Here is a 22,878-nt window from a genome sequence, read left to right on the forward strand (position 1 = left end):
CGAAGCTTGAGCACGACCGCCGCCGTCGATAGGCTCGGGCTTCCCTCTCACGTCGTCGCCTGTCCATGGATGTGGTGTTTCCCGCCGATACGGCGTTGATCGTGGTCGATCTGCAGCCGGACTTCATGCCCGGCGGTGCGCTGGCCTGCTTCGAGGGCGATGCCATCGTGCCGGGCATCGCCCGACTGCTGGCTGCGCGTCGCTACCAGACCGTGGTGGCCACCCAGGACTGGCATCCGCCCGCGCATGCCTCCTTCGCCGCCCAGCACGCCGGGCAGGTCCCATTCCAGGTCATCGCCTTGCATGGGCAGCCGCAGACGCTGTGGCCGGACCACTGCGTGCAGGGCACGCCTGGTGCCGAGCTCGACCCGCGCGTGGACTGGTCCTGCGCCGATCTGATCCTGCGCAAGGGCACGCGGGCGCAGGTCGATTCCTACAGCGCCTTCCGCGAAAACCACGGCCCGGACGGCACGCGTCCTTCCACCGGGCTTGCCGGCTGGCTGCGCGAGCGCGGGATCGCCCAGGTGCACGTGTGCGGCCTGGCGCGCGATGTCTGCGTGCTGTGGACCGCCCAGGACGCGCAGGCCGAAGGCTTCGGTGTGCGCTTCCTGTGGGAGCTGACGCGGCCGGTGTCGCCGGCCGGCGATGCGCCCACGCGGGAGGCGCTGCAGCAGGCGGGGATCGCCATCGGGTAAGCTCGGCGGTGTCCACCAGCCGGTGGACACCTTGGGGAAAGGGGAGTGGCGATGTGGGGATGGATCGTGCTGCTGGTGGTGATCGCACTGCCGGTCTTGTGGGGGATCGGCATCTACAACGGCCTGGTGACCGCGCGCAATGCGTATCGCAACGCGTTTTCGCAGATCGACGTGCAACTGCAGCGCCGTTTCGACCTGATCCCCAACCTGGTGGAAACGGCCAAGGCCTATCTGGCCCATGAGCGGCAGACGCTGGATGCGGTGATTGCCGCGCGCAGCGCCGCGCAGTCCGGGCTGGCCGCGGCCAAGGCGCAACCAGGCGATGCCGAGGCGATGGCGCGGCTCTCGGCGGCGCAAGGACAGCTGGAATCCGGCCTGGGCCGGCTGATGGCCGTGGCCGAGGCCTACCCGGACCTGAAGGGCAACCAGAACATGATGCAGGTCAGCGAGGAGCTGGCCAGCACCGAGAACCGCCTGTCCTTCGCGCGCCAGGCCTACAACGACAGCGTGATGGCCTACAACAACCGGCGCGAAGTGTTCCCTGCCAGCCTGATCGCCAACAACTACCGCTTCGGCCCGGCCGCACCGCTGGAACTGCCGAGCGCGCAGGCCGAGCAGATCCGCGCAGCGCCGACGGTACGTTTCTGACCGCGGCCCGGTCCTGACCGCTGCGCATCGCCTCGCGGGGGATGGCGTGAATTTCTTCGAGCACCAGGCCGCTGCCCGTCGGCGCTCACGGCAGCTGATGTGGATGCTGGCCGGGGCGGTGGCCTGCATCATCGCGCTGGTGGACATGGGCGTGCTGCTGGTGGCCGGTTTCAGCGGCGTCCTTTCCTGGCGTGTGCTGGTGCTGACCAGCCTGGCGGCGCTGGCGACGATGGCCGTCGCCGCGCTGTGGCGACTGTCCAGCCTGCGCGAGGGAGGTGCGTCGATCGCGCTGGGCATGGGCGCCGAGGAGGTGGATGCCGCCCCGGTCGACTCTGCCCGGCGTCGCCTGCGCAACGTGGTGGAGGAGATCGCCATCGCCTCGGGCGTGCCGATGCCCCGCCTGTTCGTGCTGTCCAGCGAGGACGGCATCAATGCCTTTGCCGCCGGCTACGCGCCGACCGACGCGGCCATCACCGTCACCGCCGGGGCCATGCGCCAGCTCAACCGCGACGAGCTGCAGGGCGTGATCGCCCATGAATTCAGCCACATCCTCAACGGCGACATGCGGTTGAACGTGCGCATGATCGGCCTGCTGTTCGGTATCACCGTGCTGGCCGAGTGTGGGCGCAAGGCGTTGCATGTGGTGCGCGGGCGTGGCCGCAGCGGATTGGGCCTGGCGGTGCTGGCGGCCCTGGCGCTGCTGGTGGCCGGCAGCGTCGGGCTGTTTTTCGCCAAGCTGATCAAGGCGGCCATCAGCCGCCAGCGCGAGTTCCTGGCCGACGCCTCGGCGGTGCAGTTCACCCGCCAGACCAGCGGCCTGGCCGGCGCATTGAAGAAGATCGCCGGCCTGCCAACGGGCTCGCGCCTGTCGCATGCGCAAGGGGCCGAGGAAGTCAGCCACATGCTGTTCGGCGAGGGCCTGGACGGACTGGACTGGTTCGCCACCCATCCGCCGCTCCTGGCGCGCATCCGCATGCTGGAGCCGGGCTTCCGGGAAGGTGGCCTGCGCGCGCTGCGCGAGCGTTGGGGGCAGGTCTCACCGGACGGCCTGGCCGAGGACCTGGCCCTTGGTCTGGCGCCAGACACGGTGGGGCTGCCCGCCGCCTCAAGCCAGGTGCTGCTGCAGCCTTCCCAGGTCGTGACGCAAGTGGCCCGGCCGGCCTTGCACGAACTGGCCCAAGCCGCCGGCCTGCGCCAGGCGATCGATCCGCAGCTGCATGCGCTGGTGGTGCAGCCGCAGGCCGTGCAGGCCGTGATCCTGGCGCTGCTGCTGGACGGCGCGCCCGAACGCAGGGCTGCGCAGCAGGCGCTGATCGCCCAGCGCCTGGGCGCGCCGGTGGCCGGCCAGGCCGTGCGCGTGCACCGGGTGTGGGGGCAGGCCCTGCACCCGGTGCTGCGCCTGCCGCTGGTGTCGCTGGGCTTCCCGGCGCTGCGTCAGCACACGCCAGAAGACCTGCAGGTGTTTTCGGCGACCGTTGATGCCCTGATCCACGACCAGGGTGGGATGACCACGTTCACCTACTGCCTGGGCTGGTTGGTACGGGTGCAACTGCGTGAGGCCAGGCGGCCGCGCATGGTCCGCCAGCACGGTGCGCTGGCCTTGTCGGCGGTGCGCGCCGAGTGCGTGCTGCTGCTGGCCACGCTGGCCCATGCCGGGCACGAGGATCCGATCCAGGCCCAGCGTGCCTTCCGCGCCGGGGCGCAGGCGCTGTTCACCGGTGCGGCGCCGCCCTACCGGCCCCCGTCCGCCGGTCTGCACGCGCTGGATGGGGCCTGGCCGCGCCTGGATGAACTGGCGCCGGCGGGCAAGCAACAGCTGGTCGCCGCACTGGTGCGGGCGATCGGACAGGACGGTCGCATGGCGGTGGAGGAAGCCGAGCTGTTGCGCGTGGTCTGCGCCATCCTGCACTGCCCCCTGCCGCCCCAGCTGCCATCCCCGATCGCCTGATCCTGCATGCGCCGCTCAAGCCTGCGGCGCGGCCTGCGGCAGGGGTGGGGCGGCGGTGGGCCGTCCCAGCGGATCCAGCGCGATCATGGTGAAGCGGCCCTTGGTGCAGAGCTTGCGCTCGCCGCTGAGCAGGTCCTCGGTGATCACGTCCACTTCCACGTTCATCGAGCTGCGGCCCACCCGCACGATGCGCGCCACCACTTCCACCAGGTCGCCCTTGTGGATCGGCTGGTTGAAATCGACCTGTTCCGAGCGCGCGGTGACCACGGTGGTGCGGGCATAGCGCGAGGCGACGATGAAGGCGGCCATGTCCATCCACGCCAGGGCCTGGCCGCCGAACAGCGTGCCCAGGTGGTTGGTGTGGTCGGGGAACACCATGTGCAGCAGCCGCGCCTCGGTGGGGCGCACGTCGTGGGTGGGCAGTTCGGACATGGGCAGTGCTCGGCGGCGAGGGAAGCCACAGCCTACGCGCGCGGCGGTGTCGGCGACGAGACCGCGGTGGCCGCGCCGCTCAGGCCTCGAGCAGGTCCAGGTCGCTGACCACGCGGTCGCGGCCCCCGCGCTTGGCCTGGTACAAGGCCTCGTCGGCCCGGCGCAGCAGTTCGGTGGGCGACTCGCCCGCGCGCAGCCAGGCCACGCCGATGGAACTGGTGACCGGCAGGCGCAGGCCATCGACATCCACCGGCTGGCCGCTGATGGAAGAGTGCAGCGCCTCCAGTCGCGCGATGGCCGGTTGCTTCAGCCCCGGCAGCACCGCCAGCAGTTCCTCACCGCCATAGCGACCCACCGCATCGGACCCGCGCATGCTGCGCGAAAGCCGGTTGGCCACGGTCACCAGCACGGTGTCCCCGGCCAGGTGTCCGTGGGTGTCGTTGATCTGCTTGAAGTGGTCCAGGTCGATCAGCGCCACCGCCAGCGGATGCCCGCCCTGGCGCGCGTGCACGCATTGCTCGGACAGCAGCTCGATGATGCTGGCGCGGTTGCGCAGGCCGGTCAGGCCGTCGTGCGTGGCCTGCACCTGCAGCGCCGCGCGCACCTGTTCCAGCGCGAACTTGTCCGCCTCCAGCTCGCGCGTGCGCACGGCTACCAGGCTTTCCAGCTCGCGCTCGCGCGCCCGCACGCTGCGCAGGCGGACGTGCCACACCAGGACGATCAGCCCCGAGGCCAGCGCGAACCAGGCCCCCAGGGCCGGCACGCTGCGCCACCACGGCGGCTGGAGCTGGAAGCCGAAGCTGACGATGGGCGATTGCGCGCGTCGGGCCAGGTCCAGGGCCTGCACTTCGATGGTCTGCTCGCCCGAGGCCATCGACGGGAAGTCCAGGGTGCGGCTGCTGGTCTCGATCCAGTCGTCCTGGCGCCCGCGCAGGCGGTAGCGGAAGCGCAGCATGTCCTGGCTGGCGGTGCTGCCCGGGGTGGACAGGGTCACGCGCACCGGCTGCTGCTGCCAGGCCAGCACCGCGCCACGCGCGATGCGCTTGCCGCCGCGCTCGACGCGGGTGATGCGCAGGTCTACCGGGGCGCGCTCCAGCAGCTGGTCCGGGCGCAGCAGGTGGCTCACGCCGCGCGAGCTGCCGACCCAGATCGAGCCGTCGGTGTCCTCGAAGAAGGCACCCTCGGAGATGTCCTCGCTGATCAATCCGTCGTTTTCCAGCAAACGCGTCCAGTGGCCTTCGTGCAGCACGTCCAGTCCCATGCTGCCGCCGACCCACAACCGGCCCCGGCTGTCGTGGCGGATGAAGTAGGGCAGCGAATCGGCCAGCAGTGCGTCCTCGACCGCTTCCAACCGGACCGTGTCCTGGTCGACCGTGCCGTGGAACAGGCCGGCATCGTCCACCGCCACCCACAGCGTGCCGTCCTTGGCCAGGGAGAGCTTGTCGAACAGCGCGTTGGGCAGCTGGCCTTGCACCCGCAGCGGCGTGGCCGCCCCGGTGTCGCCATCCACGCGGATCAGCCCGGCCTTGCCGGCGAACCACAGCCGTCCCTGCCGGTCCTCGGCCACGTCGCCGAAGCTGACATCGGGCAGCGCCTCGAAGCGGCGCGGCTGCGGGTGGGCCAGGTCGTCGATCACGTACACACCCTGGGTGGTGCACAGCCACAGGCGACCGCGCCGGTCGAACAGGAAGCGCCGCAGCTTGTACGGCAGCGTGGCGATCTGGTCCAGCAGCAGCCCGTCCGAGCGCAGGACCTGGCCGCTGTAGAGCGCCACCCAGGTCGCCCCGTCCGGACCGACGGTCAGCCCGAAGACGTTGCGCAGCGGCGCGCCCGAGCGCAGGCGCAGCGGCTGGATCGCACCACTGCCCGGTGCCTGGCGGTAGATGCCCCGCTCGTTGCCGAACAGCATCGCGCCCTGGCGGTCGCGCACCAACGCCCAGTTGGGAAGGCCCTTCAAACCGTTGGCCGCGGTCCAGTTCTGCACGCCTTCATAGCCACGCCAGCGCAACACGCCCAGGCCGGCGTAGCCCAGCCACAGTTCGCCGTCGCCGGTGGCCAGCACCGCATTGGGGGGGATGTCGGGCAGGCCCTGGTCGGTGTCGAAGTCCTGCCATTGCCCGCCTTGCCAGCGCAGCAGCCCGGTGTCGCTGCGGGTCAGCACGCGGCCGCGCGCGTCCTCGGTCAGATCCAGGTGGCGGGTGAAGGAGGACAGGCTGGCCGGCGCCGGCGGCGTGCGGTCCTCGAAGCGCCCGGCGTGTCGCGGCAGCGCGATCACGTGGCCGGGTGCGCGCGCCCACAAGGTGCCGGCGCGATCGCGCAGGAAGCTGGTCCAGGTGTCGGCTGGCACGCCGTCCTCGACACCCAGGCTGCGGAAGGCGCCATCGCTGCCTCGCACGCACAGGGTCTGTCCGCAGCCGAACCACAGCGTGCTGCCGTCGCGGTAGACCGCGCCCAGGTCCTTGGCCAGCGGCTGGGCCATTTCCACGGCGCCGTCGAACAGCGGCGCCACCGACCAATGCCGACCCTTGCGCAGGACCTGTAGGGCGCGCCCGTGGCTGAGCACCACCGCCCCGTCGGCGGTGGCCACCACGGTGTGGCCCACGCTGAAGGGGATGGCCGCGCCATCGGAATTGCGGACCCGTTCGGCGCGGTCCCCGTCCCAGTAGTACAGGTCGGCAGCGGTGGCCACCCAGATGCCATTGCCATCCAGGGTCGGCGCGGCCTGCATCACGTACGCATCGTCCAGGCCCGCTTCCTTGCCCACGCGCTCGAAGCGTTCGCCTTCGTAGTGGTACAGGCCGGCGTAGGTGCAGGCCCACACACCGCCACGGACGTCTTCCACCAGGCAGTCCGCCGCCAGGCTGCGCAAGCCGTCGGCGGTGCCGTAGGTCCGCAGCGAGGCGACCTGGGCCTGCGCCGTCAGCCCGGCCAGCGGCAACAGCAGCCCCAGCACCGCGCGCAGGACGCGGTGACGACGGGCACCGACACGGGCCGGCTGGCGGGAGTGGCTGGCGTTCAAGGCGGGAGGTTCTGCTCTATTACCGCCAAGATCGGCCCGCCACCTGATGACTTGAGCGCCGCCGCGCGGCGAGGGCGAAGGCGGGATGGCGCGCACGCTCGGCGGGCCTTCCCGCGCGCGCCTTGCGCTCCATCCGACGATCGCCTGGCATGGCCCGGGCATCTTGGGCGTGCGCCGGCCAACGGCGGGGTCTGGCCCATGCAGTATGGTGGGCAATCCAGCAGGTCCTGCACGCCCTCCATGCCCGACAAACCCTCCCGGTCCAGCGACGCGCCCCGTTCCAAGGTGCAGATGGCCGACATCGCCCGCATGGCGGGCGTGTCCGAATCCACCGTTTCGCGCGCGCTGGCCGACAATCCGCTGGTGGCCGAGCGCACCCGCGCCTACGTCAAGCAGCTGGCCGCCAGCGCCGGCTACCAGGTCGACCCGGCCGCGCGCAGCCTGCGTTCGCGCCGCTCCTACACCGTCTGCGTGGCCGTGCCCTTGATGCACGCCTTCGAACAGCCGCTGTCGGACCCGTTCATGATGACGATGCTGGCGCTGCTGGCCGAGGAACTGACCGGCAACGGCTACAGCATGCTGCTGTCCAAGGTGGACCGGCACCAGGACGGCTGGGTCGAGCGGCTGGCGCGCAGCAGTCGCGCCGACGGCCTGGTGATGCTGGGGCAGAGCTCCGAGCACGAGGCGATGAACGCCGCCGCGCGCGAGGGTTGGCCGATGGTGGTCTGGGGCAGTCGCATGCCCGGCCAGGCCTACGTCAGCGTCGGCAGCGACAACCGCCGCGGCGGCGAGCTGGCCACCGCGCACCTGATCGAGGCCGGGCGTCGGCGCATCGCCTTCCTGGGCGACGAACAGCTACCCGAGGTGGCGCCGCGCTTTGCCGGCTACCGGGCGATGCTGGAGCAGCACGGACTGGCGTTCGATCCGCGCCTGCACGCGCGCAGCCACTTCGTCAGCGAGGACGCCTACCGCCTGACCCGGGCCATGCTGAAGAAGGCCGAGCCGCCCGATGGCGTGTTCGCCGCCTCGGACCTGATCGCGCTCGGGGCGATCCGCGCCCTGGTCGAGGCGGGCCTGCGGGTGCCGCAGGACGTGTCCCTGGTCGGCTTCGACGACCTGCCGCTGGCCAGCTACAGCCAGCCGCCACTGACCACCGTGCGCCAGGACCTGACCCTGGCGGCGCGGCTGATGGTGGACCGCCTGCTGGCGCTGATCGATGGCGGCACCGCCGATTCGCAGGAGATGCCGGTGCAGCTGGTGGTGCGCGAGTCGGCCTGAGCACGGCCAGCCCCGTGCGGGGTGGCGCGCCTAGCGCAGGCCGTTGGCCAGCGGCGCGCGCACGCCGCGCACGCCGACGAACAGCATCGACACCGCCGCGGCCAGCAGCAGCGCGCCGGCCAGCCGGATCACGTTGCGCGCATCGCCGCCCAGCAGCCAGTCGAAGTACAGCGGCAGCGTCAGGATCTGGATCAGCATCGGCAACACGATGAACAGGTTGAACAGCCCCATGTACACGCCGGTGCGCTCGGGCGGGATGCGCTCGGCCAGCATCAGGTAGGGGTTGCCCATCATGCTGGCCCAGGCCAGGCCGATGCCGATCATCGGCAGCAACAGCAGCCAGCGGTCCTGGATCTGCGGCAGCAACAGCATGCCGATGCCGGCGGCGGTCAGGCAGGCCGCATGGGTGGGCTTGGGCCCGAAGCGCCGGGTGAACGGGACCATCGCAAAGGCGGCCACGAACGCGATGAAGTTGTAGAAGCTGCCGATCTGCCCATTGATCAGCCCGGCCTGGCGGAAGGCATGCGAGGTCGGATCGGTCGTCCCGAACAGCGTGGTCGACAGCGACAACACGATGTACTGCCAGTAGCAGAACATCGCGTACCACTGGAACAGCATGACCGGCGCCAGCTGGCGCATGGTCGGCGGCATGTCGCGCAGCGCGCTGACGATCTCGCGCACGGCCGTGCCCAGGCCACGCCCACCCTGGCGCAGCCGCGCCAGCTCGACAGCAGTGGGCTGCGGTTCGCGCACGCTGCGCGCGGTGAGCAGGATCGAGCCGGCCGAGAACGCCGCGCCGATCACGAAGGCGGCGATGGTGACGTAAGGGATGTGGTGGCTGTTGGCCGCGTCCTGGTCCATGCCCAGCCACACCAGCAGCGAGGGCGTCAGGTAGGCCAGCGTCTGGCCCAGGCCGGTGAACGCGCTCTGGGTCAGGAACCCGAGCGGTCGTTGCTCGGGCCTGAGCACGTCGCTGACCAGCGCGCGATACGGCTCCATGGCCACGTTGTTGGCCGCATCCAGCACCCACAGCAGACACACCGCCATCCACAGCGCGGTGCTGAAGGGCATGGTCAGCAGGCACAGGCTGCACACCAGCGCGCCCAGCACGATGAACGGCAGGCGCCGGCCCCAGCGCGTGGTGGTGCGGTCGCTGATCGCGCCCACCAGCGGCTGCAGCACCAGTCCGGTGACCGGCCCGGCCAGCCACAGGTAGGGCAGGCTGGCGTGGTCGGCGCCCAGGTAGTTGTAGATCGGGCTCATGTTGCTCTGCTGCAACCCGAAGCTGTACTGCACGCCGAAGAAGCCGGCGTTGAGCATCAGCACGCGCGAGAGCGGGAAGCGTGGCGGAAGCGGGGACGGGCGCGAGGTCATGCCGTTGCCTTCAGAAGGGAAGCCGGTGTCGAGAGCCTGCCGGCGCGGCACAGACTGGTCGCTCTGCAATCGTTTGTAACGACGCGCTGCAACACGCAAATCCTTTGATACGAAGGTATTAGGGTCGGTCTAGCGAAATGCTGCAGTGCAAGTTGCAATCGATTGCAAAAGATCAATACTCCGCCGCCACACCGCCGGCCCCTGGGTCGGCCCGGCCCGGGGAGGGACGGTCAGGTGCGCACCGCACGCCAACACCACGAACCGTGAGAGGGGTATTCCAGATGTCCATCAAGACCGCATGTCGCATCCACGTCCTGGCCTGCGCGGTCGGCGCAGCCCTGGCCGCACCGGCCGCCCTGGCCCAGCAGGCCGCGCCGGCGAGCGTCTCTCCCGCCGACGGCGCCACCAACCTGGACATGATCTTCGTCACCGGTACCACCAGCGCCAAGAGCAAGCTGCGCACCGCCGTGGCCGCCAGCACGGTCGGCGCCGAGGCCATCGAGCAGTCCGCCCCGCGCTCCAGCGCCGAGATCCTGCGCAACATCCCCGGCATCCGCTCCGAGTCCAGCGGCGGCGAGGGCAATGCCAACATCGCCGTGCGCGGCCTGCCGGTGGCCTCCGGCGGTGCCAAGTTCCTGCAGTTGCAGGAGGACGGCCTGCCGGTGATGGAGTTCGGCGATATCGCCTTCGGCAACGCCGACATCTTCCTGCGCGCGGACAACACGGTGGAGCGCATCGAGGCCATCCGTGGCGGCTCGGCCTCGACCATGGCTTCCAACTCCCCCGGCGGCATCGTCAACTTCATCAGCAAGACCGGCGATACCCAGGGCGGCAGCGTCGGCATCACCCGCGGCCTGGGCCGCTGGGACAACACGCGCGTGGACTTCAACTATGGCCAACCCTTCGCCGAGGTCTGGCAGTTCAACGTCGGCGGCTTCTACCGCCGCGGCGATGGCGTGCGCGACGCCGGCTACGCCACGGACAAGGGCGGCCAGATCAAGGCCAACCTGACCCGCCTGTTCGACAACGGCTACGTGCGCCTGTACGGCAAGTACCTCAACGATCGCGCCGCCGGTTACCTGCCCGCGCCGGTCGGTGTGCGCGGCAGCGACGGCTCGCCCAGCTTCTACGACCTGTCCGGCTTCGACGCCGGCCGCGACACGCTCTACAGCCCCTACATCCGCAGCACGCTGGCCCTGGACGGGTCCAACCAGCCCGAGCGCGTGCAGCTGGGCGATGGCATGCATCCGCGCTCGCAGGCGATCGGGGCCGAGGCGCAGTTCGACCTGGGCGGCTGGACGCTGACCGACCGCTTCCGCCACGCCGACAACACCGGCCGTTTCGTCGCCCCGTTCCCGGCGCAGATCGCCGACGCGGCCGCCCTGGCTTCGGAAATCGGCGGCGCCGGCGCGCGGCTGCAGGTCGCCAGCGGTCCGGACGCCGGCCAGGCCTACACCGGCATGGCGGTGCGCACCATGTTGTTCAACGTCAAGCTCAACGACCTGAGCAACACCACCAACGACCTCAACCTGGCGCGCGAGTTCGCCACCGGCGCCGACGGCGGCGCGCTCAACCTGAAGTTCGGCCTGTACACCGCGCGCCAGACCATCGACATGGACTGGCTGTGGACCTCGTATGTGCAGTCGCTGGAGCACCGCTCGCAGCTGCTGGATGTCTACACCGCCGGTGGCGCGCCGCTGTCCCAGGACGGTGTTTACGCCTACGGCCAGCCCTACTGGGGCAACTGCTGCACCCGTAACTACGACACCCGCTACACGGTCAATGCGCCGTATGTCGCGCTGACCTGGGACCAGGGTCCGCTTTCGCTGGACGGCAGCCTGCGCTACGACATGGGCACCGCGCGCGGTTCCTACGCGGCGGCCACCACCGCCGCGGTGGACGTCAACGGCGACGGGACGATCCAGGCGCCCGAGCAGCAGGTGGCGGTGATCGACTACCCCAACCGCAAGCCGGTGCACTACGACTGGGACTACCTGTCCTACTCCTTCGGCGGCAACTACCTGCTCAACGACGACCTGGCCGCCTTCGCCCGCTACAGCCGCGGCGCGCGCGCCAATGCCGACCGCCTGCTGTTCGGCATCGTGCGCGACGATGGCTCGGTGTCCTCCAGCGAAGCGGTGAACTTCGTCAAGCAGCTCGAGGGTGGACTGAAGTGGCGCAGTGGCGGCCTGAGCCTGTTCGCCACCGCCTTCGCCGCCCGGACCGAGGAGCAGAACTACGAAGCCACCACCCAGCGCTTCCTCAATCGCAGCTACAAGGCCCATGGCCTGGAGCTGGAGGCGGCCTATCGCGCCGGCGGCTTCGGCCTCAACGGCGGCCTGACCTGGACCGACGCGGAAATCGACAAGGACCAGATCACCCCCAGCAACGTCGGCAATACCCCGCGGCGCCAGGCCAGGTTCGTCTGGCAGCTCACCCCGAGCTATCGCGGCGAGCGCTACGAGGCCGGCGTCAACCTGATCGGCACCACCTCGGCCTATACCCAGGACTCCAACCAGCTGAAGATGCCCGGCTACACCCAGGTCAACCTGTTCGCCAACTACCGCATCACCGAGGGACTGACGCTCTCGGCCAGCGTCAACAACCTGTTTGACACCTTCGGCCTGACCGAGGCCGAAGAAGCCAGCATCCCGGGCGACGGCATCGTGCGCGCCCGTTCGATCGCCGGTCGTACCGCCAGCCTCGGCCTGCGCTACGACTTCTGATCCGCCACCAAGGAGCCCGCCGCGCCCGCCAGGGCGCGGCAACATCATGACCCCCACGTCCTTCCCCCGATCCGCCTTGGTCACCGACACGCCCGACACGAAAGGCCTGGCGCCCGGCACGCGCTGGGAGCGGCACGGGCCGCGCCTGTTCGAGGCCTTGCGCGCGCTGTACGGCGACCATCACGACTACCCCGGCTGGTTGTCCTCCTGGCTGCGCGCCGTGCAGGCGAAGATGGACGAGCGCCCTCGGGAGCTGGCGGAGCTGGATGACACCCGCTCCGGCGACTGGTTCGGGCAGGCGGACATGGCTGGCTACAGCACCTACGTCGATCGCTTCGCCGGCGACCTGCGCGGTGTGGCCACGCGCGTGCCCTACCTGCGCGAGCTGGGCGTGCGCTACCTGCATCTGCTGCCGTTCCTGCGCATGCGTCCGGGCGACAGCGACGGCGGCTTTGCGGTCAGCGATTACGGGCAGGTCGATCCCAGTCTGGGCAGCAACCAGGACCTGCGCGCGTTGACCGCGCAGCTACGCGCGGCCGGCATCAGCCTGTGCGCCGACTTCGTGCTCAACCACACCGCCGACGACCATGCCTGGGCGCAGGCCGCGCGGGCCGGCGATGCGCATTACCGCGGCTATTACCACCTGTATCCCGATCGCCAGATTCCCGACGCCTACGAGCGCACGCTGGGCCAGGTGTTCCCGCGCACCGCGCCGGGCAACTTCAGCTGGTTCGAAGACGCCCAGGCCTGGGCCTGGACCACCTTCTATCCGTTTCAGTGGGACCTGGACTGGCGCAATCCCCACGTCTTCGGCGAGATGGCCCTGGCGCTGCTGGAGCTGGCCAACCTGGGCGTGGAGGTGTTCCGCCTGGACTCCACTGCTTACCTGTGGAAACGGCCGGGCACCGACTGCATGAACCAGCCCGAGACGCACGTGATCCTGCGGGCGCTGCGTGCGCTGGTGGACATCGCCGCGCCCTGCGTGGCGCTCAAGGCCGAGGCCATCGTGCCCATGGACCAGCTGCCGCCGTACTTTGGTCAGGGCGCGTACGCCGGCCAGGAATGCCACCTGGCCTATCACAGCTCGCTGATGGCCGCGGGCTGGTCGGCGTTGGCGTTGCAGCGTGCCGACATCATGGCCAACGTCATCGCGCGCACGCCGCCGCTGCCGCCAGCCGCGGGCTGGCTGGCCTACGTGCGCTGCCACGATGACATCGGCTGGAACGTGCTGCGCGCCGAAGCCGCCGGCGCCACCGGCCTGGCGCCGTTCTCGCTGGCGCAGGTCGAGGCGTTCTACGCTGGGCGCACGCCCGGCTCCTTCGCGCGCGGGGAATCCTTCCAGACCGACGGGCAGGGCGTGCATGGCAGCAACGGCATGACCTCGGCCCTGTGCGGGCTACAGGCGGGCGAGGAAGCCGACGATGAGGCGCTGGCGCAGCAGGCCATCGACCGCATGCTGCTGCTGTACGCGATGGCCATGGCCATGCCGGGCATCCCGATGCTGTACATGGGCGATGAGCTGGCGCTGGGCAACGATGCCCACTGGCGCGCCGATCCGCTGCGTCAGGGCGAGGGCCGCTGGCTGCACCGCCCATCGATGGACTGGGCGTTGCTGGAACGCGCGCAGGCCGACGCCAGCACGCCGCAGGGGCGCGCACTGGAAGGCCTGCGTACGCTGATCGCGACCCGCAAGCGCTTGCCGGCGCTGGCAAGCACCCAGCCCCTGGACACGATCGAGACCGGCGATACGCACGTCTTGGCGGTGCGCCGCGGAACGGACTTCCTGGCGCTCGGCAATTTCTCCGGCAGCACCCGCCAGCTGCCGGTGGAAGCCTTGACCGATGTCGCCTGGACGCTGGTGGCCGGCGGCCAGATCGGCCACATCGGCGCGTCGGTGGAACTAGGGCCTTGGGGATTTGCCTGGCTGTCCCGGCGCGGCTGATCTCGCGCGCACGACAATCCCAGAGCGTGCTTGGTGGTCCGCGTCCAGGCGCACCAGGAAATCGCGCAGCCGCAGCGTGCTGATCGTTGCGGTCTCCACGCCCATGCCGGCCTTGTTGTAGGCACTGTGGCCGACCGCGAAGCTCCGCCCGTACGGCCTGCGGAAGACACGCCGGCGCCTTTGTCCTTGGTCATGGGGTCCTCGGCCTCAGGTCTGTGGCCGGCGCCAGCGCGTGCTGGGCATCGTCAGCGGCCGATGACTGCGCAGGCGCACAACACGGTGAACGCCAGCGTGATTTCTGAGCGACGCGGCACCATTGCCGCGAATTCAATCCGGTCGCACCGCACAGGAGAACGATGACCGGTTATCGGCATTGACTTTGGTCTAGTTTCACCCGCCGAATCATGCGGAACATGCTTTTCCGTCTCTCCTTCGGAGCGCCGCATTGAACATCTCCGCGTTGTCGCAGTGCGCCGCGTTGCTGATGTTGCTCACCCTGGCGCCGGCTGCGCCGGGCGCAGAAACGCCCGACCCGCGCGTGCCGCTCAACGGCGTGCAGGTGCCGCTGTCGGCCTACGCCTCGCCTGAAGCGCGCGCGCGCCTGCAGGCCATGCTCGATGCGAACGCCCGTGGCGAGGTCCCCGGCAAGGACATCGCCGCAGCGCGCGCGTTCTACGATGCGCAGAACAGCGATCGCGTGGCGCGCATGCGCAAGCTCTGGCCGGTGCGCACCAGCGAGCAGCGCTTCGACGGCGTGCTGACCGACGTGGCCGAGCCGGCCGATGGCATCGCGCCGGCCAACAAGGGCCGCGTGCTGATCAATCTTCACGGCGGCGCATTCCTGTGGGGCGCGCGCAGCGGTGCGCTGGCCGAGGCCATTCCCATCGCCGGCGTGGGCAGGATCAAGGTGATCTCGGTGGATTACCGGCAAGGGCCCGAGTACGCCTTCCCCGCCGCCAGCGAGGACGTGGAAATCGTCTACCGCGCGCTGCTGCGCGACCATCGCCCGCAGGACATCGGGATCTACGGTTGCTCGGCCGGCGGTTTCCTGACCGGACAGGTGGTGGCGCGCCTGGTCTCCAGGCAACTGCCGCTGCCCGGCGCGGTCGGCACGTTCTGCGGATCGGTGGCCGCGCCCGACGGCGACTCCATCTACACCGCGGCCGCGCTGGAAGGACAGAAGGTGCCGGCCGGCCCGCCCAAGCTCTCGGAATACCCCTACTTCCGCGGCGCCAACCTGTCCGATGCGCTGGTGTTCCCGGCCAATTCGCAGGCGATCCTCGCCCGCTTCCCGCCGACGCTGCTGATCAGCGGCAGCCGCGACTTCGCGCTCAGCTCGGTGCTGCGCAGCCATACGCTGCTCGACGCGGCCGGCGTGGACGCCGAGCTGCACGTCTGGGACGGCATGTGGCATGCGTTCTTCGTCGACCCCGAACTGCCCGAATCGCGCCAGGTCTAATGCGGTGGTCTGGCGCTTCTTCGACCGCCACCTTGGCCAGGTCCCGGCCGCCGCCCGCAAGGAACGTTAGGACCATGGCCTTGCGCTATGCCACCCTGCGCGCATCTGCAGCAGCACGTGGACAGCGGCGCGATCAGCCGCTACGCCCGGCCCGATGAACTGATCGTGGTCGGGGCGCTGCCGCGCGCCAGCGTCGGCAAGATCGACAAGAACGTTCCGCGCGCGCGCCTGGCGCAGCGCGACGCCTTCCAGCGCGACTGATCCGACGACGGCGCGTGCGCCGTCGTCGCCTGCTCGCCCTGGTGTCGTGTTGACGGCATCCCGACGCCAGCTGACGCCACGGATCGACATCGCCCCCGGCCGCGTGGGTCTCCAGCGGCTGTTGGCGTTCACAGGCGATGCTCGCCAAGGCGACCTGCGCGACCGCCGGCCCGACCAGGGAGAGCATCGCCAGCGTTGCGCCGATGGCGTGACCAAACCGGACCGTGGCGATGCCGCGCGGTCTGCGGGGGCGAATGTCCCCCGGACTGAAGGCAGTCCGATAGCGACTTGGTCCAGCGGCTGCGCAACCTCCCCAATCACACCCATCTGGCCCCGAATCGCTTCCAGTCCGGACCTGGGTGCGAGGCGTTGCCTTTCAGAACGCGTGGTCGAACCCGACCTCACCCTGCACGCCGACCTGGTAGGACGAGACGCGGCGCTCGAAGAAGTTGGTCAGCTCCTGCACGTCCTGCAGCTCCATGAACGGCAGCGGGTTACGCACGTTGTAGCGGCGCTCCATGCCCAGCTTGGCGAAGTGATTGTCCGCGCAGTGCTGCAGGTACTGGCGCATGTCGCGGATGGAGATGCCGGCCACGCCTCCGGAAAGCACGTCCTCGGCGAACTGCAGCTCGCACTCGATGGCCTCTTCCAGCATGTCGTAGACCTGCTGCTGCATCTGCGCATCGAACAGGTCCGGCTCTTCCTCGCGCACCACGCGCACGCCCTCGAAGGCGAAGGCCATGTGGCAGCTCTCGTCGCGGAACACCCAGTTGGTGCCCGAGGCCAGGCCCGGCAACAGGCCGCGCGAGCGGAAGTAGTACACGTAGGCAAACGCCGCGAAGAAGAACAGACCCTCGATGCACGCGGCGAAGCAGATCTGGTTGAGCAGGAACTGCCGACGGTGCGCGCGCGTCTCCAGGCGCGTCAGGTCCTGGATGGTGTCCATCCACTTGAAGCAGAAGTCGGCCTTCTTCTTGATCGAGGGGATGTTCTCCACCGCGGCGAAGGCCTTGATGCGCTCGCCCGGATCCGGCAGGTAGTTGTCCAGCAGGGTCAGGTAGAACTGAACGTGCAGCGCTTCCTCGTACAGCTGCCTGGACAGGTACATGCGCGCTTCGGGCGCATTGAGGTGCTGGTACAGGTTGAGCACCAGGTTGTTGGACACGATCGAATCGCCGGTGGCGAAGAAGGCCACCAGGCGATGGATCAGGTGCCGATCGGCCGGCGTCATCTTGTCGTGCAGATCGGTGATGTCGATCTGGAAGTTGATCTCGTCCACCGTCCAGCTGTTCTTGATTGCATCCCGATACATGTCATAGAACTGCGGATAGCGCATGGGGCGCAGGGTCAGTTCGAAACCGGGATCGAGGAGCATCTGGCGAGGAGTGAGCGGAGAGGAGTGAGGAGTGAGCGGGGCGGTCGCTGACATGGGAATTAGGGATTTCCTGATGGAAGGGCGAGGTGGCGCGGCGCACGATACGAAACGGAGGTCGGAATGCACTACAGCACCACAACGCTATGGAACAAGGCGATGCGGCTTGCGGAACTGGTCTGTCGTAGCGTGGCCGGGCTTCCGGCGGAAGAACGCTACGGCATGCGGCTCCAGCTCACCCGCGCATCGGTGTCCGTGGCCAGCAACATCGCAGAAGGCTGGACACGGGAGTCAAAACGCGAGCGACGCCAGTTCCTGTCCATGGCACATGGCTCGCTCTCTGAATTACACACACAACTGATCCTCTGTGAGCGTGTGCACTGGCTTCCTGCAGCTGCACTACTCGAACCACTGCGGCTGATCGATGAAATCAGCCGCATGCTCACCGTGCTGCGCCGGAAGGCAAGGGAGAGATGAGAAGCGAGCACGATGGCTTTCGCTCACTCCTCACTCCTCTCCACTCACTCCTACATCACTGGCAGGCCTCGCAGGCTTCAGGATTCTCCAACGAGCAACTCACCGCCTCGACCGGGGTATAGGCCGGCTTGGGGGCCTCGGACGCGCCATGACTGATCGTCGCCTTGGCGATGCGGGTGGCCGGGCGCGAGCGCAGGTAGTAGGTGGTCTTGATACCCTGCTTCCAGGCGTACATGTACATGGAGGACAGCGCGCCGATGTTCGGGCTTTCCATGAACAGGTTCAGCGAGGCGGACTGGTCGATGAAGGCGCCGCGGTCGGCGGCCATGTCGATCAGCGAGCGCATCGGCAGTTCCCAGGCGGTGCGGTACACCAGGCGCAGGGCCTCCGGGATCGGCGCCAGGCCCTGGATCGAGCCTTCGGCCAGCTTGATGGCATCGCGCATTTCCGGCGTCCACAGGCCCAGCTTCTTAAGCTCGTCCACCAGGTAGCGGTTGACCTGCAGGAAGTCGCCGGACAGGGTCTCGCGCTTGAACAGGTTGGACACCTGCGGCTCCACGCACTCGTAGCAGCCGGCGATGGAGGCGATGGTGGCAGTCGGGGCGATGGCGATCAGTAGCGAGTTGCGCAGGCCATGGGCCTTGATGCGCTCACGCAGCGCATCCCAGCGCGCGGTGTCCTCGGGCACCACGCCCCAGGCGTCGAACTGCAGTTCGCCCTGGGCGGCGCGGGTGTCGGCGAAGGACGGGTGCTTGCCGCGCTCCTGGGCCAGCTCGCACGAGGTCTCCAGTGCATGGAAGTAGATGGTCTCGGCGATCTTCTTGCTGATCGCGCGCGCCTCGGGGCTGTCGAAGGCCAGGCGCTTGCGGAAGAACACGTCCTGCAGGCCCATGCAGCCCAGCCCGACCGGGCGCCAGCGCAGGTTGCCGCGGCGGGCGGTCTCGATCGGGTAGAAGTTCAGGTCGATCACGCGGTCCAGCTGGCGCACGGCCAGGCGCACGGTTTCGGCCAGCTTGTCGAAATCGAAATCGCCGTACTCGTCGAAATGGCGGCCCAGGTTGATCGAGCCCAGGTTGCACACCGCGGTCTCATCGTTGGAGGTGACCTCCAGGATCTCGGTGCACAGGTTGGACAGGTGGATCACGTTGCCTGCGCGCAGGGTCTGGTTGGAGGCCTTGTTGCACTTGTCCTTGAAGGTCATCCAGCCGTTGCCGGTCTCGGCCAGGGTGCGCATCATCCGCGCGTACAGCTTGCGCGCCGACACGGTCTTGCTGGCCTTGCCCTGGGTCTCGGCCTGCACATAGGCGCGCTCGAAGGCATCGCCGTACAGGTCGGTCAGCTCGGGCACCGCCTTGGGGTCGAACAGCGACCACTGCGCGTCGGCTTCCACCCGCGCCATGAACAGGTCCGGCACCCAGTTGGCCAGGTTGAGGTTATGGGTGCGGCGGGCGTCGTCGCCGGCGTTGTCGCGCAGCTCCAGGAAATCGTCGATGTCGGCGTGCCAGGTTTCCAGGTATACGCAGGCCGCGCCCTTGCGCTTGCCGCCCTGGTTTACCGCCGCCACCGAGGAATCCAGCGTCTTCAGCCACGGCACGATGCCGTTGGAATGGCCGTTGGTGGACTTGATCAGCGAGCCGCGCGCACGCACCCGGCTGTAGCTCACGCCGATGCCGCCGGAGAACTTGGACAGCTGGGCGATGTCGCCGTACTTGGCGTAGATCGACTCCAGCGAATCCTGCGGCGAATCCAGCAGGAAGCAGCTGGAGAGCTGCTCGTGGGTGGTGCCGGAGTTGAACAGCGTCGGGCTGGACGGCAGGTAGTCCAGGTGCGCCATGCGCTGGTACAGGGCCAGGGCCTCGGGCACGTCCTCGCTCAGCGCGCTGGCGATGCGCAGGAAGAACTGCTGCGGGGTCTCGATGACCTTGCGGGTATGCGGATGGCGCAGCAGGTAGCGGTCGTACAGGGTGCGCAGGCCGAAGTACTCGAACTCGCGGTCCAGGCTGCTATCGATCGCGTCGTTGAGCTTGCGCGCGTTGACCTGCACGAAGTTGAGCAAGCGGTCGTTGATCAGGCCGACCTCGTGGCCGCGGGCCACCGACTGCGAGAAGGCGTGGATCTCCTGGCCGGAGACTTCCTTGGCGATGAAGTTGGCCAGCAGGCGCGCGGCCAGACGGCCGTACTCGGGTTCCTCGCCGATCAGCAGGGCGGCGGTGCGGATGGACAGCTCGTCCAGCTCCTGCGTCGTGGCGCCGTCGTACAGACCGGAAATGGTGCGGGTGGCCACGCGCATCGGGTCGATGGCGTGCAGGCCCTCGGCGCAGCGCTGGATCGCGCGCACGATCTTGTTCAGGTCCACGGCCTCATCGCCGCCGTTGCGCTTCTTCACGCGCATGGCGGTGGCAGTCGGCGGCGGGGTCAGCAGGAACTCTGCGTCGGCCGGACGCTGCGCCACGGAAGTTTCGGTCTGGGTCACGGGCTTGGAATCTCCATGTGGGTGCACATCCCGAACCTTCCCCTCGAAGGCGTGGGCATTGGCGCGAGTCCCGAAGCATGGAAAGGCGGCGTCGCAGCAGCCGCGACACGGATCGGGTCCGTGGTCGGGCCTTGCGTCACCAGCCATCTCCCCTTCGGAGACCTCGCGGCCGGCACCGCGCGTCGTGCATCGCGCGGCTGTCGGCAGGTCTTCGGACTGATGGGCTTGAAGCCAGGAACGAGTGGGGAGGAACGAGGAACGAGAGAAAGCGTTGCAGTTCCACTCGTTTCTCGTTCCTCTCCGCTCGTTCCCGCCTCTCCTAGCCGCCGCTTCCCAGGACCCAACGGTCCCAGTGCACATGGCGGGGTCGTTCCCAATCACCGCTGCGGGGCAGTGCCGGACTGGGCCGCGATGGCCGCACCGGCTTCCCTTTTGATCCAAGGGATTGCGTCCCCCGGAACCGACGACCACAAGATAGTGGGGTCGTTTTGGTCCGTCAACGGCAAATCTTGTGCATAAGTTGTGCGCACATCCCAATCGCCAAGGCTGGTGGGCGTTTGCGGCGGATGCACAAGATGCGCAGGACCTGCCCAGCCGTTGACGCGGCCTTGCCCATGGGTGTCCGATGGTCGCCAGGCACCTAGGCCCCTGGAGGGCGATGGCACCCACGCGTGTCCAGCGCGCCCTGCCACCTTGCCCCGCCGGAACCCTCTGCATGCACGACAACACCGTGTTTCACGACCCCTCACCGCTGCGCCGCGCCGTGTGGTGGGGCCTGGGGCTGGCCGCGGTGGTGCTGACGCTGTGGGCCGCGCAGGCCGTGGCCGTGCGCTGGGAGGACCAGCCGAACCTGCGCCAGGCCATGCGCGATGGCCTGGTCTGCGCCGCCGCGACCGCGCTCGGGGCGCTGCCGGTGCTGGCCATCCGCGCCGTGCCGCAGCGCGTGGCGGACTGCCTGCTCGGGTTCGGCGCCGGGGTCATGCTGGCGGCCACGGCGTTCTCGCTGATCGTGCCGGGGCTGGACGCGGCCGGGCAGCAGGGGCTGGACGGCATCCGCTCCGGCCTGCTGGTCAGCGTGGGCATCTGCCTGGGCGTGGGCATGATGCTGCTGATGGACCGCCTGGTGCCGCACGCGCACCTGGATGCCGATGGCAAGACCACGCGCCGGGTGATGGGGCGACTGTCGGACTGGCTGCCGCCGCAGGTGATGCTGTTCGTGCTGGCCATCACCCTGCACAACATCCCCGAGGGCATGGCCGTGGGCGTGGCCTCCGGCTCGGGCATGGAGCACGCCAGCACCTTCAGCATGGCCATCGCCCTGCAGGACATCCCCGAGGGCCTGGTGATCGCGCTGTCGCTGCGCACGGCCGGCGTGGCGCGCGGGCGCGCGGTGCTGATCGGCGTGCTGTCCGGCCTGGTCGAACCGGCCGGAGCGATCGTCGCGGCGCTGGCGGTGGGGGCCTTCTCCACGCTGCTGCCCTGGGGCCTGGCCTTCGCCGCCGGCGCCATGCTCTTCGCCGTCAGTCACGAGGTCATCCCCGAGTCGCACCGCCACGGCCATGAGACCTGGGCGACCTTCGGCCTGACCCTGGGCTTCTGCCTGATGATGGTGATGGATACGGGGTTGGGGTGAGGGCTGGAGGCTAGGAACGAGTGGGGCGAGCATTCCCGTCGTTGCCATGCGTTCGCGAGCGAGGAACGAGGGGAGAGGAACGAGGAACGAGTCAGAGCAGGCGCTTTCTCTCTTTCCTCGTTCCTCATCACTCGTTTCTCTGCTTCAGCTTCTGCCCGGCAGCTCGCAGTTCCTCCGGCGAGATCAGTCCATCCCCGTCCGCGTCGATCCGGTCGAAGGCCTTGGACAGGCGCGGCATGTCCTTGACCTCCTCGCGGCTGAGCATGCCATCGCCATTGGCGTCGGCGGCCTTGAGCTTCTGCAGCGCCTCTGCGGCCCTGGGGTTGACGCTCTGGGCGTTGGCCAGGCAGGTCAGGGCGACCAGGGCGGCCGCTACGCAGCAGCGCAGCAGCGGAGAGATCGGGCGGGGCATGGCGGTTCCTTGCATTGGGAAGCGGCGGGCCAAACAAGCGGAAAGAAAGGGCGGTGGACGCAACAGATCACTGGTTGCGTCCACCGCGACACGCCACCGACCGGGGATGTGCCTCATGCACATCGGTGGGGTGCCAGGACGTGGCGGCGCGGCCGCCGGGGCTCAGGGACGGCAGGCGATGGTCTGGCCGCTGGCGTCGGTGCACGTGCCGGTATGCACGATGGTGCCGTCATTGACCGTGGTGGAGCCGTTGTAGCTGTTGCCGTGCTGGCCGGTGGCGCTGGTGCTGCGCTCGGCGCTGAGGGTGCCGTCGGCATTGCGGGTGGCATCGCCCTGGCGACTGACGGTGCCGCCGTTGGCGGTGGTGGCTGTGGCGCTGTAGCGACGGCCGGCGCTGCCGTCGGCATTGCGGTAGGCCTGGCCATCACGCGAGGCACTGCCGCCGTTGACGCCGCTGACGCTGCGCGAACGGCTGGCCGAGGCGTTGCCGGCGCCATCGGCCTGCCAGTCGCGCTGGCGCTGCCCGCTGCTGAGCGGCCCGGCGTGGCTGGCGCCGACGCTGCCGGCATGGGCCGTGCGGCTGACCGCGCGGCTGCGCTCGCGGGCGCAGGCATCGGCGGCCAGTCCGGCGCCGGCGGTGGCGACCAGCAGGCCAAGCAGGACGGGGGTCTTGAACATGGAAGGTCTCCTGGAAGTGGATTCGGGGCCGCCCGCAGGCTGCGCTGGCGA

General features: G+C 69.2%; 17 protein-coding genes and 1 riboswitch. Of the genes, 10 read left to right on the plus strand and 7 right to left on the minus strand.

All coding sequences use genetic code 11. From position 1 onward, the window contains the following. The first annotated feature begins 65 nt into the window (after positions 1 to 65). From EPA99_RS10035 to EPA99_RS10045, 3 genes are read left to right on the plus strand one after another with little or no spacing between them, the layout of a single operon-like run. Complete coding sequence (locus EPA99_RS10035) at positions 66 to 695, plus strand: nicotinamidase (protein WP_129471070.1); 630 nt, start codon at positions 66 to 68, stop codon at positions 693 to 695. Positions 696 to 746: 51 nt separating this feature from the next. Then, complete coding sequence (locus EPA99_RS10040) at positions 747 to 1,343, plus strand: LemA family protein (RefSeq protein WP_129471071.1); 597 nt, start codon at positions 747 to 749, stop codon at positions 1,341 to 1,343. Positions 1,344 to 1,389: 46 nt separating this feature from the next. Further along, positions 1,390 to 3,291 carry a M48 family metallopeptidase gene (locus EPA99_RS10045; protein ID WP_129471072.1) on the plus strand — a complete coding sequence of 634 codons (1,902 nt, stop codon included), beginning with the start codon at positions 1,390 to 1,392 and terminating at the stop codon, positions 3,289 to 3,291. A gap of 15 nt (positions 3,292 to 3,306) precedes the next feature. Here EPA99_RS10045 and EPA99_RS10050 read toward each other — a convergent pair whose 3' ends face one another. Then, complete coding sequence (locus EPA99_RS10050) at positions 3,307 to 3,723, minus strand: acyl-CoA thioesterase (RefSeq protein ID WP_129471073.1); 417 nt, start codon at positions 3,721 to 3,723, stop codon at positions 3,307 to 3,309. A gap of 79 nt (positions 3,724 to 3,802) precedes the next feature. Then, complete coding sequence (locus EPA99_RS10055) at positions 3,803 to 6,742, minus strand: ligand-binding sensor domain-containing diguanylate cyclase (protein WP_129471074.1); 2,940 nt, start codon at positions 6,740 to 6,742, stop codon at positions 3,803 to 3,805. 240 nt (positions 6,743 to 6,982) lie between these two features. Between EPA99_RS10055 and EPA99_RS10060 the strand changes: the two genes are divergently transcribed. After that, positions 6,983 to 8,020 (plus strand): LacI family DNA-binding transcriptional regulator, encoded by a 1,038-nt coding sequence (locus EPA99_RS10060; RefSeq protein WP_129471075.1) that lies wholly within the window; start codon positions 6,983 to 6,985, stop codon positions 8,018 to 8,020. Between the two features lie 30 nt (positions 8,021 to 8,050). On the opposite strand, the gene EPA99_RS10065 is transcribed toward EPA99_RS10060, so the two are convergent. Further along, entirely contained in the window at positions 8,051 to 9,394 is a 1,344-nt protein-coding gene (locus tag EPA99_RS10065; protein ID WP_129471076.1) for an MFS transporter, read from the minus strand. Between the two features lie 281 nt (positions 9,395 to 9,675). Between EPA99_RS10065 and EPA99_RS10070 the strand changes: the two genes are divergently transcribed. The 4 genes from EPA99_RS10070 to EPA99_RS18705 all read left to right on the plus strand — a co-directional run bounded on the left by EPA99_RS10070 (position 9,676) and on the right by EPA99_RS18705 (position 15,782). Continuing rightward, a complete protein-coding gene (locus tag EPA99_RS10070) occupies positions 9,676 to 12,120 on the plus strand; it encodes a TonB-dependent receptor domain-containing protein (RefSeq protein ID WP_129471077.1) in 2,445 nt (814 codons plus the stop codon). A gap of 46 nt (positions 12,121 to 12,166) precedes the next feature. Beyond that, positions 12,167 to 14,062, plus strand: coding sequence for an alpha-amylase family protein (locus EPA99_RS10075; protein WP_129471078.1), 1,896 nt, complete (start codon positions 12,167 to 12,169; stop codon positions 14,060 to 14,062). A 445-nt stretch (positions 14,063 to 14,507) separates the two neighbouring features. Beyond that, entirely contained in the window at positions 14,508 to 15,521 is a 1,014-nt protein-coding gene (locus tag EPA99_RS10080; RefSeq protein ID WP_241688351.1) for an alpha/beta hydrolase, read from the plus strand. 87 nt (positions 15,522 to 15,608) lie between these two features. Then, positions 15,609 to 15,782 (plus strand): hypothetical protein, encoded by a 174-nt coding sequence (locus EPA99_RS18705; RefSeq protein ID WP_164978624.1) that lies wholly within the window; start codon positions 15,609 to 15,611, stop codon positions 15,780 to 15,782. 376 nt (positions 15,783 to 16,158) lie between these two features. On the opposite strand, the gene EPA99_RS10085 is transcribed toward EPA99_RS18705, so the two are convergent. Further along, a complete protein-coding gene (locus EPA99_RS10085; protein ID WP_164978625.1) occupies positions 16,159 to 17,157 on the minus strand; it encodes a ribonucleotide-diphosphate reductase subunit beta in 999 nt (332 codons plus the stop codon). A 120-nt stretch (positions 17,158 to 17,277) separates the two neighbouring features. Between EPA99_RS10085 and EPA99_RS10090 the strand changes: the two genes are divergently transcribed. Further along, positions 17,278 to 17,631: a four helix bundle protein gene (locus EPA99_RS10090; protein WP_129471080.1), complete on the plus strand. Its 354-nt coding sequence runs from the start codon at positions 17,278 to 17,280 to the stop codon at positions 17,629 to 17,631. A 55-nt stretch (positions 17,632 to 17,686) separates the two neighbouring features. Here EPA99_RS10090 and EPA99_RS10095 read toward each other — a convergent pair whose 3' ends face one another. Beyond that, positions 17,687 to 20,023 (minus strand): ribonucleoside-diphosphate reductase subunit alpha, encoded by a 2,337-nt coding sequence (locus tag EPA99_RS10095; RefSeq protein WP_241688356.1) that lies wholly within the window; start codon positions 20,021 to 20,023, stop codon positions 17,687 to 17,689. Positions 20,024 to 20,289: 266 nt separating this feature from the next. Beyond that, positions 20,290 to 20,584, minus strand: a riboswitch (cobalamin riboswitch). A 235-nt stretch (positions 20,585 to 20,819) separates the two neighbouring features. Between EPA99_RS10095 and EPA99_RS10100 the strand changes: the two genes are divergently transcribed. Beyond that, a complete protein-coding gene (locus tag EPA99_RS10100; protein WP_129471082.1) occupies positions 20,820 to 21,737 on the plus strand; it encodes a ZIP family metal transporter in 918 nt (305 codons plus the stop codon). Between the two features lie 127 nt (positions 21,738 to 21,864). On the opposite strand, the gene EPA99_RS10105 is transcribed toward EPA99_RS10100, so the two are convergent. Together EPA99_RS10105 and EPA99_RS10110 are read right to left on the minus strand one after the other, a co-directional pair. Next, on the minus strand, positions 21,865 to 22,149 hold the full coding sequence (locus EPA99_RS10105; protein WP_164978626.1) for an EF-hand domain-containing protein: 285 nt from the start codon (positions 22,147 to 22,149) through the stop codon (positions 21,865 to 21,867). A gap of 162 nt (positions 22,150 to 22,311) precedes the next feature. Further along, on the minus strand, positions 22,312 to 22,827 hold the full coding sequence (locus EPA99_RS10110) for a hypothetical protein (protein WP_129471083.1): 516 nt from the start codon (positions 22,825 to 22,827) through the stop codon (positions 22,312 to 22,314). Positions 22,828 to 22,878: the final 51 nt, after the last annotated feature.

The organism is Pseudoxanthomonas composti, assembly GCF_004122095.1.
Classification (GTDB): domain Bacteria; phylum Pseudomonadota; class Gammaproteobacteria; order Xanthomonadales; family Xanthomonadaceae; genus Pseudoxanthomonas_A; species Pseudoxanthomonas_A composti.